We start from the raw sequence: 16,625 nt of genomic DNA on the forward strand, positions 1-16,625 counted from the left end.
ACATCAGAAATTCGTCCGCAGGTCCAGGCCGGAATAGAGGCCGGCCACCTGCTCGCCATAGCCGTTGAACGTCAGCGTCGGCTTGCGGCGGGCGAAGAGGCCGGAACCGATCACGCGCTCATTCGCCTGGCTCCAGCGCGGATGGTCGACCTGGGGATTCACATTGGCATAGAAGCCATATTCCCGCGCGTTCTGGATGTTCCAGCTGGTGGGCGGCTGCTTGTCAGTCAGCGTGACGCGGACGATGGATTTGATGCCCTTGAAGCCGTATTTCCACGGCACCACCAGCCGCAGCGGCGCGCCGTTCTGGTTGGGCAGCACCTCGCCATACAAGCCGGTGGCCAGGATGGTCAGGGGATGCATCGCCTCATCCAGCCGCAGCCCCTCGACGTAAGGCCAGTCCAGCGCCTGGAACAGGCCGCGCTGCCCTGGCATTTCCGATGGTCGCACCAGCGTCTGGAATGCGACATACCGGGCCGCCCCCTGCGGGTCCGCGCGCTTCAGCACCTCCGCCAGCGGGAAGCCGAGCCAGGGGACGACCATCGACCAGGCCTCGACGCAGCGATGCCGGTAGATGCGGTCCTCCAGCGCATAGGGCTTCAAGAAATCCTCCAGCTGGTAGTCCGCCGGATTGTTGACGAGCCCATCGACCCTGACCGTCCAGGGGCTGGTCTTCAGCGCGCCAGACCTCTGCTTCGGGTCGGATTTGTCGACGCCGAATTCGTAGAAGTTGTTGTAGCTGGTCACATCCTCCCGGCTGGTCGGCTTCTCATCGGTCGAGAAGGGGCTGGGGATGCCCTGGAGCGTGGCGGCCCCTGCCCCACCCCCGGCACTCAGCGCCAGCCCCGCCGCGCCCAGCAGCAGGCCACGGCGGTTGAGGTAGATGTCGCGGGGCGTGATCTCCGAGCCGTGAATGTCACGCTGGGTGAAGAGCGGCATGGCGAGGACCTCCTGCGGCCCCCGCCACGGAGGTGGCGCGGCAAGGGGCTGGTTCCGGGCACAGACGCCGCCGCCCCACCACTTATTCCCCCCGCCCCGTGATTTTCCATCAACACCGCCGTGAGGCGGCGCGCCTCAGCGAGCCGGGCGGATGCCGCCATAGGTTGTCAGGTGCGCCCCCGCCAGCCAGCCCGCATCGACCGGCAGGTTGATGCCGGTGACGGCCGAGGCATCGTCCGAGAGCAGGAAGGCCACGCTCGTGCCAATCTCCTCCGCCTCCACCATCCGGCCGAGCGGCGCGGCCTCGGCCAGCAGCGCCGGGTCGCGCAGCCCCTTGTCGATGGCGGCCCGTAGCGGCGGCGTCGCGACATAGCCTGGGGAGATGGCATTTACCCGCACGCCGGAGCGGCCCCATTCCGCCGCCAGGCAGGCCGCCATATGCACCACCGCGGCCTTCGAGGGGGCATAGGCATGCAGCGGCGCGGTGCGCCAGGCGGTGACGGAGCCCGTAACCACGATGGCCCCCTTCCCCCGCTTCGCCATGCGCCGCCCGGCCGCGAGGCAGGAGACATAGACGCCGCGCACATTCACCGCCATCACGCGGTCGAACTCGCTCAGCGGCAGGGTCTCCGGCGTGCTGCCGGGCTGGATCAGCCCGGCATTGGCCATCAGTGCTTCCACCGGGCCGAACTCCGCCTCGATCCTCTCGATGGCGGCCTCCGTCGCGGCCTCGTCCACCACGTCGAAGGGCACCGCCCCCGCGCCGATGCCGCGTGCCGCGCTTTCGCAGGCCTCGGCATTGATGTCGGAGATGACGACGCGCCAGCCGCGCCGCGCCAGCACCCCGGCGGTGGCCAGCCCGATGCCGCTGGCCCCGCCCGTCACCAGGGCAACGCGCCCGCGTCCTTCGTCCCGTTCCATGGTGTTTCCCCTCAGACCGCGAGATATCGTTGCATGATCGCATCATTGCTGCGCAGCTCGGCAATGGTCGCGCTATAGACCACCTGCCCCTTGTCGATGACGGTGGCATGGGTGGCGATGCCCAGGCAGAAATGCATGTTCTGCTCGGCGATCAGGATGGTCACGCCCATGTCGCGGAGCGAGCGGATGAGGTCGCCGATGGCCTGCACGACGATGGGCGCCAGCCCCTCGCTCGGCTCGTCCAGCAGCAGGATATCGGGGTTGCCCATCAGCGTGCGGGCAATGGTCAGCATCTGCTGCTCGCCGCCCGAGAGGCGCCCGGCCATGCGGTTCCGCATGCCCTCCAGGACAGGGAAGACCTCGTAGATCCGCGTGGTGGTCCAGTACCGGTCGCCACGCGGGCCGGCCTTGGCGCCGACGATGAGATTGTCCTCCACCGTGTGCTCCGGAAAGACCTGCCGGTCCTCCGGCACATAGCCGATGCCGGCGCGGGCCACGAGATAGGGCGGCTTGCCCGAGACCGTCCGGCCGGAAAGCGCGACACGGCCATGGCGTGGCGGCGCGATGCCGGCGATGGCCTTGAAGGTCGTGCTCTTGCCAGCGCCGTTGCGGCCCAGCAGCGCCATGGTCTGGCCGCGGGCCACCGCCAGATCGACGCCGAAGAGGATCTGGCTGGCGCCATAGAAGACATCGGCGCCCTGCATTTCCAGGATCGGGGTGTTCATGCTCAGGCCTGCCCCGGCGTCAGCGCCATGTGGTGGTCGGTGCCGAGATAGGCGTCGATCACATCCTGGTTGCGGCGGATCTCCTCCGGCGTGCCCTGCGCCAGCACGGCGCCGTATTTCAGCACATGCACGGTCTGCGAGATCTTGAATACGATATCCATGTCATGCTCGATGAAGACCATGGTGAGGCGCTTGGCCTGCCAGAGGCTGTGCACCTTCTCGATCATCCGCCATCGCTCGTCCGGCCCCATGCCCGCCGTCGGCTCGTCCAGCAGCAGAACCTTTGGCTCCATCGCCAGGGCCAGGCCGATATCCAGCAGCTTCTGGTCGCCATGGGAGAGGCGGCTGGTAGGCTGATCGGCCTTCGCGGTCAGGCCCAGCAGTTCCAGCAGTTCCTCCAACCGTTCCTGAAGCCCTGCCAGAGGGAAGCGCCTGAAGAGCGTCCAGGAACGGCGTTGATGCGAGGTGATGGCGGCGGTGACAGCCTCCCGCACCGTCAGGCTGGGAAAGAGCGAGGCGACCTGGAAGGCACGCGCCATGCCGCGGCGGACGATCTCAAGGCTGGAGAGGCCGACGATATCCTGCCCATCAAAGAGCACGCGGCCGGAATCCGGCCGCAGATGGCCGGAGATGAGATTGAAGAAGGTGGTCTTGCCCGCGCCATTGGGGCCGATGATGGCGGTGAGCGAGCCTGTGGGGAAGGCAAGCGTGACATCGCGCGTCGCCTGCACGCCGCCGAAGGATTTGCTGAGGTGTTCGACCTGGAGCATCGCTCAGCCCACCGCCTTCTTCTTCTTGGCCACGACGGGCGCGGTGGCCAGGCCGGCACGGGCCTCGCGCCGTGTCAACAGCCAGGCGTGCAGGTAATCCGCCACGCCGCGCCGCAGCCCCAGCACGATGACGAGGATGACGATGCCCAGCACCAGGCCATGGTGCTCGGTATAGATCGTCACATAGTGGTTCAGGGTCTGCAGCAGGAAGGCGCCGATGACCGGGCCAAGGAAAACCTGCGTTCCACCCAGCATGATCATGAAGATCGCTTCACCCGAGGTCGTCCAGAAACCGAATTCCGGATAGGCGCCGGAGACGAAGAGCGCGAGCAGGATGCCGGCCACGCTGGCCAGGGTCGCGGCCATGACGAAGATGCCGAGCTTCATCCGCACGACATCCACGCCGAGGAAGTTGGCGCGCGCCGGATTGTCGCGGATCATGCGGAGCGTATAGCCGAAGGGCGACTGCCAGATCTGCCGCATGACAACCAGGCAGGCGACGAAGACCACGACGCAGAAGCTGTAGAGGGTCAGGGCGTTGTTCAGGTCGATGCCCAGGAAGGCCGGGCGGGGAATGCCGCCGCGAAGTCCCTGGTCGCCGCCTGTCAGGTCAACCCAGGTCAGGATGATGCTATGGATGAACATCTGGAAGGCCAGGGTGATGAAGGAGAAATAGATCTCCTTCAGCCGCACGCAGATGGCGCCGATGATCGTCGCCAGCACGGCCGTGCCGCCCACCGTGGCCAGCATGGCCATAGGCACGGAAAAACTGCCGGACTGCATCAGCAGCCCGAAACCATAGGCGCCCGAAGCGAAATAGGCGGCATGCCCGAAGGACACCAGTCCTGTCAGCCCCACCAGCAGGTTCAACGACATCGCCAGCAGCCCGTAAGCGATGACATAGATCAGGAAGTCCCGCAGCGAAGGCTGCGGAAAGACCATCGGCAGTGCCAGCAGGACCACCAGCGCCACCAGTGCGATCAGCAGGTCGCGTGACCATTCCTGGCGCATGTCAGGTCGCCTTCACGCCGAGCAGGCCGCTGGGCCTGACGATGAGCACCAGCCCCATCAGCCCGAACATCAGCCCGTCCACGAAGAGCGGAAAGCCGATGGCGCCGAAGGCGCGGGTCAGCCCGATCAGCAATGCCGCCACCAGCGCGCCGGGAATGGAGCCCATGCCGCCGATGACCGTGACGATGAAGCTCTCGATCAGGACCGAGAGCCCCATGCCGGGTGTGAGGCTGCGTACCGGCGCCGCCAGCCCCCCCGCCACACCTGCCAGCACGCAGCCGATGCCGAAGACGCCGGCATAGAGCAGGGTGGTATTGATGCCGAGCGCGCCGACCATCTGCGGATTGATGGCCAACGCACGGATGATCTTGCCCACGCGGGTCTTGTTGATGCCCAGCCAGAGCAGCAGCCCGATGCCCAGCGCGATGGCCAGCATGAACAGGTAGTAGCCCGGGATGAAACCGCCGGCGATCTCCAGCGGCGCCGTGGCGAAGGCTTCCGGCATACCCATCAGCTTGTAGTCCGCACCGAAGAAGATCTTCACGAGGTCGTCGAGAATCAGGATGGCGGCATAGCAGACGAGAAGCTGCATCAGCAGATCCTGTCCGTAGACACGGCTCATGATCAGCCGCTCGAAAGCCACGCCGATGACACCAGCACTCAGGGCACCCGCGATCAGCGCCAGGGTGAAGCTGTCCGTCTGCACATAAGCCAGGAAGGCGAAATAGGCGCCGACCATGTAGAAGGCGCCATGGGCGAAGTTGACGATGCCCAGCACGCCGAAGATCAGCGAAAGGCCGGAGGCTACCAGGAAGAGCAGCATCCCTACGATCAGCCCGGTGGAGACTTGGGTAACGACGCAGGATGCTGTCGCGAAACAGCCGGCGAGGACCTCGAGATTCACATGTGGTCTCCCATTCGGTGTGGCAGGGCAGGGTAAGGCGCTATGCCTCAGGCATAGCCCTTCTGCTTCTTCCACTCCGCTTCGAGCTCAACGATCTGGCCCCAGTCCACTGGCGCGAAATCCTCCACGAAGGGCGCCTTCGGCACGGTGCGACCCCAGGCCACGGGATAGCCGATGATGGTATGATCGCTCTCCCGCATGGTGATGACCTCATCCACCGCCACGGGCGAGGGCAGTTTCATACCCTTTAGTTCGGCCGCCAGAGCCGTGGCATCCGTGCGGCCGTCGGTGCGCTTCAGCGCCTCAGCGATGAAGCCGGCGGCGACGAAGTTCTGCCAGGCCCAGTTCGTGGGATCATGCTTCGCCATGCCGCTATAGCCATCGGCGAAGGCGACATTCTCCGGCCTGGTGGGATAGGTACGGTTGTAGCGATAGGCCGTGTGCAGGCCCTGCGGCAGCTGCTTGATGGCCGTCAGCACCGGCGGATCGCCCAGCGAGGAGGAGAAGAAGGTGATGTTGTTGAAGAGACGGTAGAGGTTGGTCTGCTCGACGAAGCTGACGAGGTCACCGCCCCAGAGCGCCGAATACATGGCCTGCGGCTTCACCTGGAGCGCCTTGGTGATATTCTCGGTATAGTCGGGCGCGAAGAGGCGCGGCCAGACCTGATCGACCACCTCGATGTCCGGATCGAACATCTTTGCGAATTGCAGGAACTCCGCAGTGTTGTCGCGGCCATAGGCATAATCGGGAGAGCAGGTCATCCACCGCTTCAGGCCACGTGCCTTTGAAATGGTGGAGGCGTAGGTGCCTCCCGCCACAGCATCATGGATGCCCTGCCGCGCGCAGCGGAAAGCGGTCTTCACATGCAGCTTCGGGTCGGCCGAGAGGGATGATGTCTCGGAATTCGTATGGAGGCAAAGGACGGGAAGGTCGCGGATCACCTCATGCACCGCGAAACTGCCGGCGGAGGATTCACCATCGATGATGATCTCACAACCATCATTGTTGATGAGGTCGCGGGTGATCTTGGCGGCTTCGTCCGGTCGGCCCTTGGTGTCGCGCTCCACCAGTTCCAGCTTCCGGCCGCCCATGCCGCCGGCTTCATTGATGCGGTTGAAAGCGTATTGCACCGCAACGCGGCTGGAACTGCCCATGATCGCGATGCGGCCGGAAAGGGTGGTCGGCATGCCGACCCGGATCACCTTGGCCTGCGCGCCGGCCACATGCGGCATGGCGAGGATGCCCGCGCCTGCCGCGGCAGCACCCAGGAACGCACGACGCCCGACAGCGCCTGCCTGATTCGACATTCTCGTTTTCCTTCCCATTCGCCTCCGCCGCCTGCCTTCCGGCAGTACAGCGGGACCATTTTGATTATGATTTCCGGTATGGTGATCGCATCGACCCACGCAAGTCAACGCACATTGACGGGGCGCGGCATCTCACGATCTTCACGCAACACGCAATATGCGCCGTTTCTACTTTCCCCTTGCTACACCAGTTGGCATCATGCGCCATGACAAGGGGGTTCCGCCCTTCCCCTGCCGCCTACCAGACGCCACGAAGCGTCTGGGCAGCGAAGGCCATGACGCCCGCGACTGGACGGATGGCCTTGTTCATGGTCAGGAAGCCGTGGGTCTGGTCACTCAGATGCAGCGCCGTGACGGCGACGCCATCCTGTTCCAGCCGCCTGGCATATCTCCGCCCTTCCTCGCCAAGCGGATCGTGCCCGCAGGTCAGCACCAGCGCAGGGGGCGCACCGCGAAGGCTGGGCGCGCGCAGGGGCGATGCCCGCCAATCCCGGCGCTGCTCCGGCGCCGGCAGATATTGTTCGATGAAGTAGCGCATTGTCGTAGGCGCCAACAGCATCGCCTCGGTCACGGGCGCGTAGCTGTTCTCGTCGATATCCAGATCCACCGCCGGATAGAGCAACATCTGAAAGACGGTGGGGGGGACATGACCCTCGCGGCCCATCAAGGCCAGGACAGCGGCCAGATTGGCTCCGGCGCTGTCGCCACCCACGGCGATCCGCCTGGGATCGATGCCCAGCACCTCCGCCTGGGCGGCCAGCCAGCGCAGCGCGGCGATGCCATCTTCCAGCGCCGCGGGGTAGGGATGTTCCGGCGCCAGGCGATAATCGACCGCCAGCACACAGGCGCCGAGTTCCCGAGCCAGCCGGCGGCAGACCCAGTCATGCGTGTCCAGACTTCCGAGGACCCAGCCACCGCCGTGCAGGAACAGCAGGCAGGGGGAAGGCCCATCCTCCGCCCTGGTGGCACGGTAGAAACGCAGCGGCACCTCGTGGCCCTGGCCTGCGGCCCGCATGTCCCGCACGTCCTCCAGGCTGTCGCCTTCCGTCTGCATGGCGCGCGCCCGCTCCGCATGAACCCTGCGGGCCTCCTGCGGCGACAGCTTCTCGAATGGCAGGCTCTCGGCCTGACGCACCCGCTCGATCAGGGCCAGAACATCCGGGTGAATCGCTGACATCCGCTCTTCCTTCCATGTCTGAAGGGGCGGCAGGCGATAGCGGCCTGCAGCCCGATGCAATGCCCGCCCCGCATGGCGGGGCAGGTGGACCGGAATTGCTCAGCGACTCAGTTCGAATCCTTCATAGTCCTTCGCCGCGACCTCCTCGCAGACCCGGGCGTAATTCGCCATGCCCCCGGCATAGGGCATGAAGACGCGCGGCTTGCCCGGGACATTGGCGCCGAGATACCAGGAACTGTTGGCCTGCGGCAGCAGCGTGGCATTGGCGGCGTCATTGACATGCGCCACCCATTTCTCGGCGGCCTCCGGCTGTGCCTCGATCCGGCTCAGGCCATTCTGCCGCATATGCTGGATGCAGCGGGTGATCCAGTCGACATGCTGCTCGATCGCCACAGGCATGTTGGTCAGCACGGAGGGGCTTCCCGGCCCGGTGATGGTGAAGAGATTCGGGAAATCCGCCACCTGCAGGCCAAGATAGCTGCGCGGACCAGCCGCCCAGGCATCCTTCAGCGCGATGCCGTCCCGGCCGCTGATATCGATGGATAGCAGCGGCCCCGTCATGGCGTCGAAGCCCGTGGCGAAGACGATGATATCCAGCTCGTGCTCAGCATCCCGCGTACGGATGCCGCGCGGCGTGATCTCGGCGATGGGCGTGGCCTTGATATCGACCAGCTTGACGTTGTCGCGGTTGAAGGTCTCGAAATAGTCGGTATCGATCGGCGGCCGCTTGGTGGCGAAGGGATGGTCCTTCGGCGTCAGCATCTCCGCCACCACCGGGTCCTTCACGATGCCGCGGATCTTGGCACGGATGAACTCGGAGGCCGTCTCATTCGCATCCCTGTCGATCAGCAGGTCCTTGAAGACCGCGCGGAAACGCAGGCCGCCCGTCTCCCAGGCCTGTTCATAGCGCGCCAGGCGCTCCTCCGGCGTCATCTCCAGTGCCGATTTCTGGAAGACATCGAAGGGATGGCCGTTGGGCGAGGAGCGCGCCTTCTCGCGGATGGCGGCGTAATTGGCCTTGATCTCGCGCAGCTGCTCCGGGCTCATCGGGCTGTTGCGGGCGGGAATGCTGTAATTGGCGGTGCGCTGGAAGACGGTCAGGTGCGCCGCCTGCGCGGCGATGACGGGCGTCGCCTGGATGCCGGTCGAGCCGGTGCCGATCAGGCCGACGCGCTTGCCGGCGAAATCCACATCCTCATGCGGCCAGCGCCCCGTATGATACCACTGGCCCTGGAAGCTCTCCAGGCCCGGAATCTTCGGGATATTGGCGGCGGAGAGGCAACCGACGCCGGTGATCAGGAAGCGTGCGGACAGGGATTCTCCGGCTTCGGTAGTGACGCGCCAGAGATTGGCCTCGTCATCATAGCGCGCGCTGGCGACGCGGGTGTCGAAGCGGATGTTGCGGCGCAGGTCGAAGCGGTCGGCGACGTGATTGAGGTAGCGGCGGATCTCGGAATGGTCGGGGTAACGCTCGCTCCACTCCCATTCCTGCTGCAGCTCCTCCGAGAAGGAGAAGGAATAGTAGTAGCTCTCCGAATCGCAGCGGGCGCCGGGGTAGCGGTTCCAGTACCAGGTGCCGCCGACGCCGCTGCCGGCCTCCAGCACCTGCACCCTCATCCCCAGTTTGTCGCGCAACGAATAGAGCTGATACAGGCCGGAGAAGCCGGCGCCGATGACGATGGCATCGAAGTCGCCGGAAATCCGCGCCTGAACGTTGGCGGTTTCTGCTTGCGAACTGGACATGACCGGCCGCTCCCTATTCATCTTTACTGTTCATGGACGTCATCAGCCGCCGCGATGCCTCTGCGGGCACTACTCGGGGTCACACAGACGCTAGGCCCTTGCATGGCCAGCGGCAATTTCCAAACCGTCCAAACTGGTGTGAACTGGTGTCACAACGGGGAGGAGGGTGCATGGACCGGCTGGGCGAGATGCAGGTCTTCGTGAGGGCGGTCGAGGATGGCGGGTTTTCCGCCGCCGGCCGCTCCCTGTCACTGACTCCCTCGGCGGTCAGCAAGCTGATCGCGCGCCTGGAGAACAGGCTTGGCGTGGTGCTGTTCAACCGCTCGTTGCGGAGCCTGGCCCTGACGCCGGAAGGCGAGGCTTTCTACCCCGCCGCCCGGCAGGCCATCGAAGCGGTGGAGGCGGCCGAGGGCGTGGCCTTCACAGGCGTCCTGGTGCGGGACGTGCTGCGGATCCGCTCCGTTCCTACCTTTGCCATCCACCAGCTCGCGCCCCTGATCCCGGCCTTCCGTCGCCAGCATCCGGCGCTGCGGCTGGAATTCGTGCTGAGCAACGAGCCAGGCAACCTGCTGGAAGGGGGTGTGGATGTCGCCATCTCGATTGGAGACCTGCCGGATTCCTCCCTGGTCGCGCGGCGGATCGTGGATATGCGCTGGATCATCTGCGCTGCCCCCGCCTATCTGGAGGAACGCGGCACGCCCGGCACGCCCGATGACCTCGCGGAGCATGAGTGCCTGAACTTCAACAAGCGCATGCCCTGGAGCACCTGGAGCTTCCGGGACAGCGACCGCTCCGTCCGCCGCATCCGCGCCAGCGGCAGCGTGACCGCCAACCAGGGGCAGATGCTGATGGCCCTGGCGCGAGCCGGGGCCGGCATCGCCCGGCTGGCGGATTTTCAGATCACGCGCGACCTCGCCTCCGGCCGCCTCATCCGCCTCTTCCCCGAGCATGAGCACAGGATGGAAGACACCATCTATGCCGTCTATCAGAGCAGGCGTCACCTCAGCCAACGTGTCAGGGTCTTCCTGGATTTTCTGGAAGCGTCCTTCCCACGCCCGGCGGCCTGACGACCGCCTTTCCGGCCCCGTCTCCGCGACCGGGGCCCGCAGGAGGAGGGCCGCAGGGATTTTTCTGGCATCGGGGGAATAAGCCGCATCCTGCGGTGTCTTCCTCAGGACGCCGCGCGGGAAGCATGATGGTGGCCATGAACAGGCCGGATGATGAGTGACATGGCGCGGCTGCTGGAGCCGCTGATCCCCTCCCTGCGGCGCTATGCGCGCGCCATGCTGCGCGACAGCAGCGCGGCGGACGATCTGGTGCAGGACGGGCTGGAACGCGCGATCACCCGCTGGCACCAGCGCCGCGCCGATGGCGACGCGCGCAGCTGGCTCTTCGCCATCGTGCATAACCTCGCCATCAACCGCCTGCGCCAGTCCGCCCGGCGCGGCCCGCACCTGCCGCTGGACAGCGCCGAGGAATCCGGCCCCACCCAGCCGCCGCGGCAGGAGGAAGGATTGCGGCAGCGCGACCTGATGCGGGCGCTGGAGACGCTGCCGGAGGAGCAGCGGAGCGTGGTGCTCCTGGTCTCGGTGGAGGATCTTTCCTACGCCGAGGTCGCCCATGTGCTGGGAGTACCTGTCGGCACGGTGATGTCGCGCCTGTCGCGCGGGCGGGAACGGCTGCGGCTGGCGGTGGATGGTGGCGTCGCGTCCGGCCCGGCCGGGGAAGCGCGGCTGCGGAGGATCAAATGAATACGCGCCCGATCACCGAAGAGGATCTGCACGGCTTTGTCGACATGGCGCTGGATGCCGCGCGGCAGGCGGAAGTGGCGGGATACCTCGGCGCCCATCCCGAGGTGGCGGCGCGCGTCGAAGCCTATCGCCGCCAGCGTGCCGGGCTGCGGGAGGCTCTGGCGCCCGTTGCCGAGGAACCCCTTCCGCCCGGGCTGAACCTGACCCGGCTGATCGAGGCGCGGCAGCGGCCGCGCGGCGCATTCTGGCGCGTGGCGGCCATGGCGGTGCTGATGCTGGGGGCGGGGGGCGCCAGCGGCTGGTGGCTGCGCGGGGCGATGCAGCCGGCGGCGCGGCCCATGACGACCCTGGCGCAGCAGGCGGCCGACAGCTACGCCGTCTATGTGCCCGACCGGCAGCGGCCGGTGGAACTGAGGGCCGCGCAGCGCGCCGAGCTGGTCGCCTGGGCTTCCAGCCGCCTGGGCCGGCCGGTGACGGCGCCGGACCTCTCGGCCTCCGGCTACCGGCTGATGGGCGGGCGGCTAGTCTCGACCCCGCAGGGTGCCGCTGTGCTCTTCATGTTCGACGATGACCGCGGGACGCGGCTGGTGCTGCTCACCCGCCCGATGGGCCTGGATCGCGACATGCCCATGGCGCGGGAAGCCCGCGGCGATGTCGAGGCCATTACCTGGGCGGCCAAGGGCAATGGCTACAGCCTGGTCGGCCCCCTGCCGGCCGAGAGGCTGCACCCCCTGGCGAATGAGATCCGCCGGCAGATGCAGCCGACCTGAGCCGCGGGTAGGGAGTGAAACGCTACCGCAGGTGGTGCTGTAGCGCGACGATACACTTGCGGTTAGAAGCGATGCCTTCCTGATGGGAAAGTATCCGTGCGCCATAAACCAGCTTATGTCCTCGCGGCTCTCCTGGCGGCCGCGCCGCTCCAGTCCTGGGCAGCGGAGGGTGCCGCCCGCGCGACGCGCCAGATGGTGGCCACGGCTCATCCGCTGGCGGCGCAGGCGGGGTTGGACATGCTACGCGCGGGCGGCTCGGCCGCCGATGCCGCGGTAGCGGCGCAGGCCGTGCTCTCGGTGGTGGAACCGCATGCCAGCGGCCTGCTGGGCGGCGCGCTGCTGGTGCACTGGGATGCCGCGGCCCGGCGGATGAGCGGCTATGAGGGCATCGCCTCGGCCCCTGCTGCCGCCACCTCGCGCCTGATCGAGGATGCGGACGGCACGCGCGTGGGCGCGGCCACCGTCGCGCGGTCCGGCCGCTCGGTGGGTGTGCCGGGCACATTGCGGATGCTGGCCATGGTCCATGCGGATCACGGGAAGCTGCCCTGGAAGGATCTTTTCGCGCCTGCCATCCGCGCGGCAGAGGAAGGGGCGCCCATCTCGCCCGTGCTGCACCGGGTGCTTTCGACCCGCGCGGTGGAGCTGGCGAAGGACGCGGAGATGCGTGCCTTGTTCTTTGGCGCCGATGCCGAGCCGCTGCCGGCGGGCACGGTGGTCCGCAACCCCGCCCATGCCGCCGCCCTGCGCCAGATCGCGGAGGAAGGACCGGATGCGCTCTATCGTGGCTCCCTCGGGCGCGCGGTGCTGGAAGCCGTGGCGCGCGAGCCGGTGCCGGGCTGGATGACGGCCGAGGATCTGGCGAATTACGAAGCCAAGCGGCGCGACCCCGTGTGCAGCATCGCCTTCGGGCGGACGGTCTGCTCGGCCGCCCCGCCCTCCTCCGGCGGCGTGGCCGTCCAGCAGCAGCTCGGAATGCTGGAGCGCCTGGATATCGCCGGCAAGGCGCCCGATTCCGCCGAGGCCGCGCATCTGATCCTGGAAGTCGGCCGCCTGGGGCTGGCGGACCGCCGCCGCTGGCTGGGCGACCCGGATAGGGTGCCCGTGCCCACCGAGCAGCTCGTGGCGCCTTCCTACCTGGCCAGCCGGGCCGCAGAGGTGAAGCCCGGCCAGGCCATGGAGCAGGCCCGCCCGGGCAATCCGCTGGAGCGCCATGGCGCCCTGCCCACGCCCTCCGACCCGCTGGTGCTGGCGGGCACCTCCCATGTGTCGATCGTGGACGGATCGGGCAACGCCATTTCCTTCACCACCACCAACAACCTGAATTTCGGCGCGGAACGACTGGCCTCAGGCATCGTCCTGAACAACGGCCTGACCAATTTCGCCGCCGATCCCGGGCCCGCCGAGGCGCCCGCCTTCAACCGGCTGGAAGGCGGCAAGCGCCCCATCACCACCATGGCTCCGACCATCGTGCTGGGCGCGGATGGCACGCCCGAGCTGGTGGTGGGCGCGGGTGGCGGAGCGCGGATCGTGGATTCTGTCACGGTCGCCCTCGTGGAAGTGCTGGCCTGGAACGCCGATGCCTATCGCGCCACGGCCCGCCCCCGCATCGGCGCCCAGAACGGCGCGCGGGAACTCGAGGCAGGAACCCCGGCCGAGGGGCTGGCCGATGCCCTGGCCGCCATGGGCCATAAGCCGAAGGTCGGTGGCATGAACACGGGTCTTCAGATTATCCGCCGCATCCCCGGCGGCTGGGAAGGCGCGGCCGATCCGCGGCGCGACGGCGTGGCCGTGGGCGACTGACAGGGCTGGGCAGACGGGTCGCCCGTGACATGTGACCGTCACGGGCTGCTCCCCCTACATCCTGGCGACGGCATGCCCCGACGGTGACGGCCGGGGCATCCGTCCACGCACTCACATCCCGCGGCGGCACACCGTCACAGCGCCGCCAGCCAGTTTTTTACCAGCATCAGATCGGCCTGGGAGAGGCCATGCCCTACGGGCAGCACCTGACGCGTGACCGCCGCGCCTGCCTGTTCCAGCTGCGTCGCGAGTTCGGCGCTATTGGCGGCCGGCACGATCGGATCGGCGGCGCCGGAGAGCAGCAGCACCGGCGTGCCATCGAGCCGCGCCGCCGGGGGCTGGCGCAGCGGCACCATGGCGCGCAGCAGCGCGGCGCCGCGCAACACGCCAGGGCGCAGCAGCAGCATGGCGGCGGCGATATTCGCGCCATTGGAAAAGCCCAGCGCGACCGGCGCCGGAATGCCATAGGCATCCCGAGCCGCCGCCACGAAATCCGCCAGTTCCCCGGTGCGGCGGCGCAGGTCCTCCTCGTCGAAGACGCCTTCCGCCAGTCGCCGGAAGAAGCGGGGCATTCCCTGTTCCAGCACCTGCCCGCGCGGCGAGAGCAGCGCCACCCCCGGCGCCACGGCACGGCCCAGCGGCAGCAGGTCGTTCTCATCCCCGCCCGTGCCGTGCAGCAACAGCAGCGGTGGGCCGCTGCCTTCGGTGCCGCGCTCGAAGCGGTGCCGGAAGCCCAGCTCCTCAGGATTGGTCATGGTCGCACTCCTATTCAGGCTGGAACTCAGGCCAGCGCCGGCAACGACGCCTCGATCACGGAGCGATGCGCCTCCAGAAAGCCCGGCAGCTTCAGCGACTGCCCCAGTTCCACCGCCGGCTCATCCACCGCGAAACCCGGAATATCGGTCGCGATCTCGAACAGCACATGGCCGGGCTCGCGGAAATAGAGCGAGCGGAAATAGTTGCGGTCCTTCTGCTCCGTCGTATGGATGCCGTGGTTGGCAGCCAGCTTCCGCTGCATCTCCATCTCCTCCGCGTCATCCGCGGCACGGAAGGCCAGGTGGTGCACCGAGCCACGCCCCAGCCGCGCCGGCAGGAAATCGCCTACCGAGCGCAGGTCGATGATGCCGCCCACCGTGCTGCCGGGCACCTGATAGCGCGTCACATTGCCGTCCTTCGCAGCCTTGGCGAAGCCGAAGACATCGCTGAGGATCGCGCCCGTGGCGGCACCATCCGCCAGCATCAGGCTGACGCTATGGAATCCGCGGATGGCGAATTCCGCCGGAATTTCCTGGTTTTCCCAGGCGGGTTCGGCCTCGATACCCGGCACGCCGGCCAGCGCCAGCCGCATCCCGTCCGAATCCCGGAAGGAAAGCACCGTCTCGCCGAAGCGCGTGCTGCGCTCGGGCGCGTAGGGCATCAGCCGCTGCATCCAGAATCCGATGGCGCCTTGCGGCACGCGGAAGACGGTTTCCTGCAACTCGCCCGTGCCCTGGCGGCCAGGGGCGGCATGTTCCCAGGGGAAGAAGGTCAGGATGGTGCCGGGGCTGCCGGCGCCGTCACCATAGTAGAAATGGTAGGTGCCGGGATCGTCGAAATTCACCGTCTTCTTCACCAGGCGCAGGCCCAGGACCCGTGTGTAAAAGTCCAGGTTGCGCCGCGCCGGGCCGGCGATGGCGGTGACGTGGTGGATGCCGTGCTTGGCCATGATGTTGCGTCCTTGTGAGGCGGGGTGCCTCGTTGGGACAGGAGATTAGGATCGCGGGCCTCTGGGACCAGCGAAAACGGATTGCGTTGGTGCAATGTTATACGTGCACGAATAGCTTTGGCATTGCATGTTCGCCTGGGCCAGACTGCTGCGGACAGCCATGCCGGAGGTGGAAGTGCAGGCTCCGAGGGATGCCGCCAGGAGTATTGCCTGGGATGATTTCCGGCTGATCAAGGCCGTGGCCGAGGCGCGCAACCTGCCGGCCGCCGCCGCGCGCCTGGGCATCAACCATTCCACCGTCTTCCGCCGTCTGCGGCAGATCGAGGCTCTGCTGGGCTTCCCGCTCTTCGAGCGGCACCGCACCGGCTATGCACCGACCCCGGCCGGGGAGCAGATGGCCGCCCTGGCCGCGCGGGTGGATGAGGATATCACCGCCGTCACCCGCCATCTGGCCGGACAGGCGCCGGCAGCAGCCGGCGAAGTACGCATCGCCACCAGCGATGCCCTTCTATCAGGGCTGCTGATGCCAATGCTGGCGCGGCTCCGGCAGGCGCATCCGGCCATCCGGCTGGATGTGGTGACGGGAAATGAGGCGCTGAACCTCTCCCGCCGCGATGCCGATATCGCCATCCGCGCCACGGACGCGCCGCCGGAAACGCTGGTGGGGCGTCGGCTCGGGCGTATCGCCTGGGCGCCATACGGCCGGGCCGAAGATGTTCCAGGCGGCTCGCCTCCGCTGGCAGAGCTATTGGCCGGGAGTGACTGGCTCTCCCCCGGCGATAACCTTTCCGGGTTGAGGGCGGCGCGCTTCCTGCGCCAGCGGGTGCCGGCCGAGCGCATCGCCGGCCGCTTCGACACGGTGGGCGGGCTGGTGGCGGGGGTGGAGGCGGGGCTGGGAATAGCCCACCTGCCCTGCTTCCTCGGCGATAAGCGTGCCGCTCTGGTGCGGCTGGCACCGCCCGAGCCCGACCTTGCCACCGATCTCTGGCTGCTGACGCATCCCGACCTCCGGCAGACTCCGCGCATCCGCGTGCTGATGGATGCCCTGGCCGCCGGGGTCGCGCGCATGCAGCCCTTGATCGAGGGCGCCGCCCCGGATTGA

16 protein-coding genes are annotated in these 16,625 nt (G+C 67.4%); 5 read left to right on the forward strand and 11 right to left on the reverse strand.

The features are described from left to right. Positions 1 to 3 precede the first annotated feature (3 nt). The 9 genes from msrP to IAI58_RS21775 form a co-directional block, all read right to left on the reverse strand. The gene (gene msrP / locus IAI58_RS21735; RefSeq protein ID WP_207448342.1) at positions 4 to 939 is read right to left on the reverse strand and encodes a protein-methionine-sulfoxide reductase catalytic subunit MsrP; all 936 of its coding nucleotides are present in this window, start codon (positions 937 to 939) and stop codon (positions 4 to 6) included. A gap of 135 nt (positions 940 to 1,074) precedes the next feature. After that, positions 1,075 to 1,860 carry an SDR family NAD(P)-dependent oxidoreductase gene (locus IAI58_RS21740; protein WP_207448341.1) on the reverse strand — a complete coding sequence of 262 codons (786 nt, stop codon included), beginning with the start codon at positions 1,858 to 1,860 and terminating at the stop codon, positions 1,075 to 1,077. A gap of 11 nt (positions 1,861 to 1,871) precedes the next feature. Next, positions 1,872 to 2,585 carry an ABC transporter ATP-binding protein gene (locus tag IAI58_RS21745; protein WP_207448340.1) on the reverse strand — a complete coding sequence of 238 codons (714 nt, stop codon included), beginning with the start codon at positions 2,583 to 2,585 and terminating at the stop codon, positions 1,872 to 1,874. A 2-nt stretch (positions 2,586 to 2,587) separates the two neighbouring features. Further along, positions 2,588 to 3,355, reverse strand: a complete 768-nt coding sequence (locus tag IAI58_RS21750) for an ABC transporter ATP-binding protein (protein WP_207448339.1) — start codon at positions 3,353 to 3,355, stop codon at positions 2,588 to 2,590. A gap of 3 nt (positions 3,356 to 3,358) precedes the next feature. Continuing rightward, positions 3,359 to 4,366: a branched-chain amino acid ABC transporter permease gene (locus IAI58_RS21755; RefSeq protein WP_207448338.1), complete on the reverse strand. Its 1,008-nt coding sequence runs from the start codon at positions 4,364 to 4,366 to the stop codon at positions 3,359 to 3,361. Position 4,367: 1 nt separating this feature from the next. Beyond that, positions 4,368 to 5,270, reverse strand: a complete 903-nt coding sequence (locus IAI58_RS21760; protein ID WP_207448337.1) for a branched-chain amino acid ABC transporter permease — start codon at positions 5,268 to 5,270, stop codon at positions 4,368 to 4,370. 47 nt (positions 5,271 to 5,317) lie between these two features. Beyond that, complete coding sequence (locus tag IAI58_RS21765) at positions 5,318 to 6,577, reverse strand: ABC transporter substrate-binding protein (protein ID WP_207448336.1); 1,260 nt, start codon at positions 6,575 to 6,577, stop codon at positions 5,318 to 5,320. Positions 6,578 to 6,815: 238 nt separating this feature from the next. Beyond that, positions 6,816 to 7,754 (reverse strand): alpha/beta hydrolase, encoded by a 939-nt coding sequence (locus IAI58_RS21770; protein WP_207448335.1) that lies wholly within the window; start codon positions 7,752 to 7,754, stop codon positions 6,816 to 6,818. Positions 7,755 to 7,853: 99 nt separating this feature from the next. After that, positions 7,854 to 9,497, reverse strand: coding sequence for a flavin-containing monooxygenase (locus IAI58_RS21775; protein WP_207448333.1), 1,644 nt, complete (start codon positions 9,495 to 9,497; stop codon positions 7,854 to 7,856). 170 nt (positions 9,498 to 9,667) lie between these two features. On the opposite strand from IAI58_RS21775, the gene IAI58_RS21780 reads away from it, so the two are divergent. The 4 genes from IAI58_RS21780 (at position 9,668) to IAI58_RS21795 (ending at position 13,818) form a co-directional block, all read left to right on the forward strand. After that, positions 9,668 to 10,564: a LysR family transcriptional regulator gene (locus IAI58_RS21780; RefSeq protein WP_207448331.1), complete on the forward strand. Its 897-nt coding sequence runs from the start codon at positions 9,668 to 9,670 to the stop codon at positions 10,562 to 10,564. Between the two features lie 153 nt (positions 10,565 to 10,717). Continuing rightward, a complete protein-coding gene (locus IAI58_RS21785) occupies positions 10,718 to 11,248 on the forward strand; it encodes an RNA polymerase sigma factor (RefSeq protein ID WP_207448452.1) in 531 nt (176 codons plus the stop codon). Continuing rightward, a complete protein-coding gene (locus IAI58_RS21790) occupies positions 11,245 to 12,018 on the forward strand; it encodes an anti-sigma factor family protein (RefSeq protein ID WP_207448329.1) in 774 nt (257 codons plus the stop codon). Before IAI58_RS21785 ends, IAI58_RS21790 begins: the two co-directional genes overlap by 4 nt. A 96-nt stretch (positions 12,019 to 12,114) precedes the next feature. Beyond that, positions 12,115 to 13,818, forward strand: a complete 1,704-nt coding sequence (locus IAI58_RS21795) for a gamma-glutamyltransferase family protein (protein WP_207448327.1) — start codon at positions 12,115 to 12,117, stop codon at positions 13,816 to 13,818. A 134-nt stretch (positions 13,819 to 13,952) separates the two neighbouring features. On the opposite strand, the gene IAI58_RS21800 is transcribed toward IAI58_RS21795, so the two are convergent. Next, positions 13,953 to 14,573 (reverse strand): alpha/beta hydrolase, encoded by a 621-nt coding sequence (locus IAI58_RS21800; RefSeq protein WP_207448325.1) that lies wholly within the window; start codon positions 14,571 to 14,573, stop codon positions 13,953 to 13,955. A gap of 26 nt (positions 14,574 to 14,599) precedes the next feature. Further along, positions 14,600 to 15,523 carry a ring-cleaving dioxygenase gene (locus IAI58_RS21805; protein WP_207448323.1) on the reverse strand — a complete coding sequence of 308 codons (924 nt, stop codon included), beginning with the start codon at positions 15,521 to 15,523 and terminating at the stop codon, positions 14,600 to 14,602. Positions 15,524 to 15,683: 160 nt separating this feature from the next. Between IAI58_RS21805 and IAI58_RS21810 the strand changes: the two genes are divergently transcribed. Beyond that, the gene (locus IAI58_RS21810; RefSeq protein ID WP_207448321.1) at positions 15,684 to 16,625 is read left to right on the forward strand and encodes a LysR family transcriptional regulator; all 942 of its coding nucleotides are present in this window, start codon (positions 15,684 to 15,686) and stop codon (positions 16,623 to 16,625) included.

The organism is Roseomonas marmotae (genome assembly GCF_017654485.1).
Lineage (GTDB): Bacteria > Pseudomonadota > Alphaproteobacteria > Acetobacterales > Acetobacteraceae > Pseudoroseomonas > Pseudoroseomonas marmotae.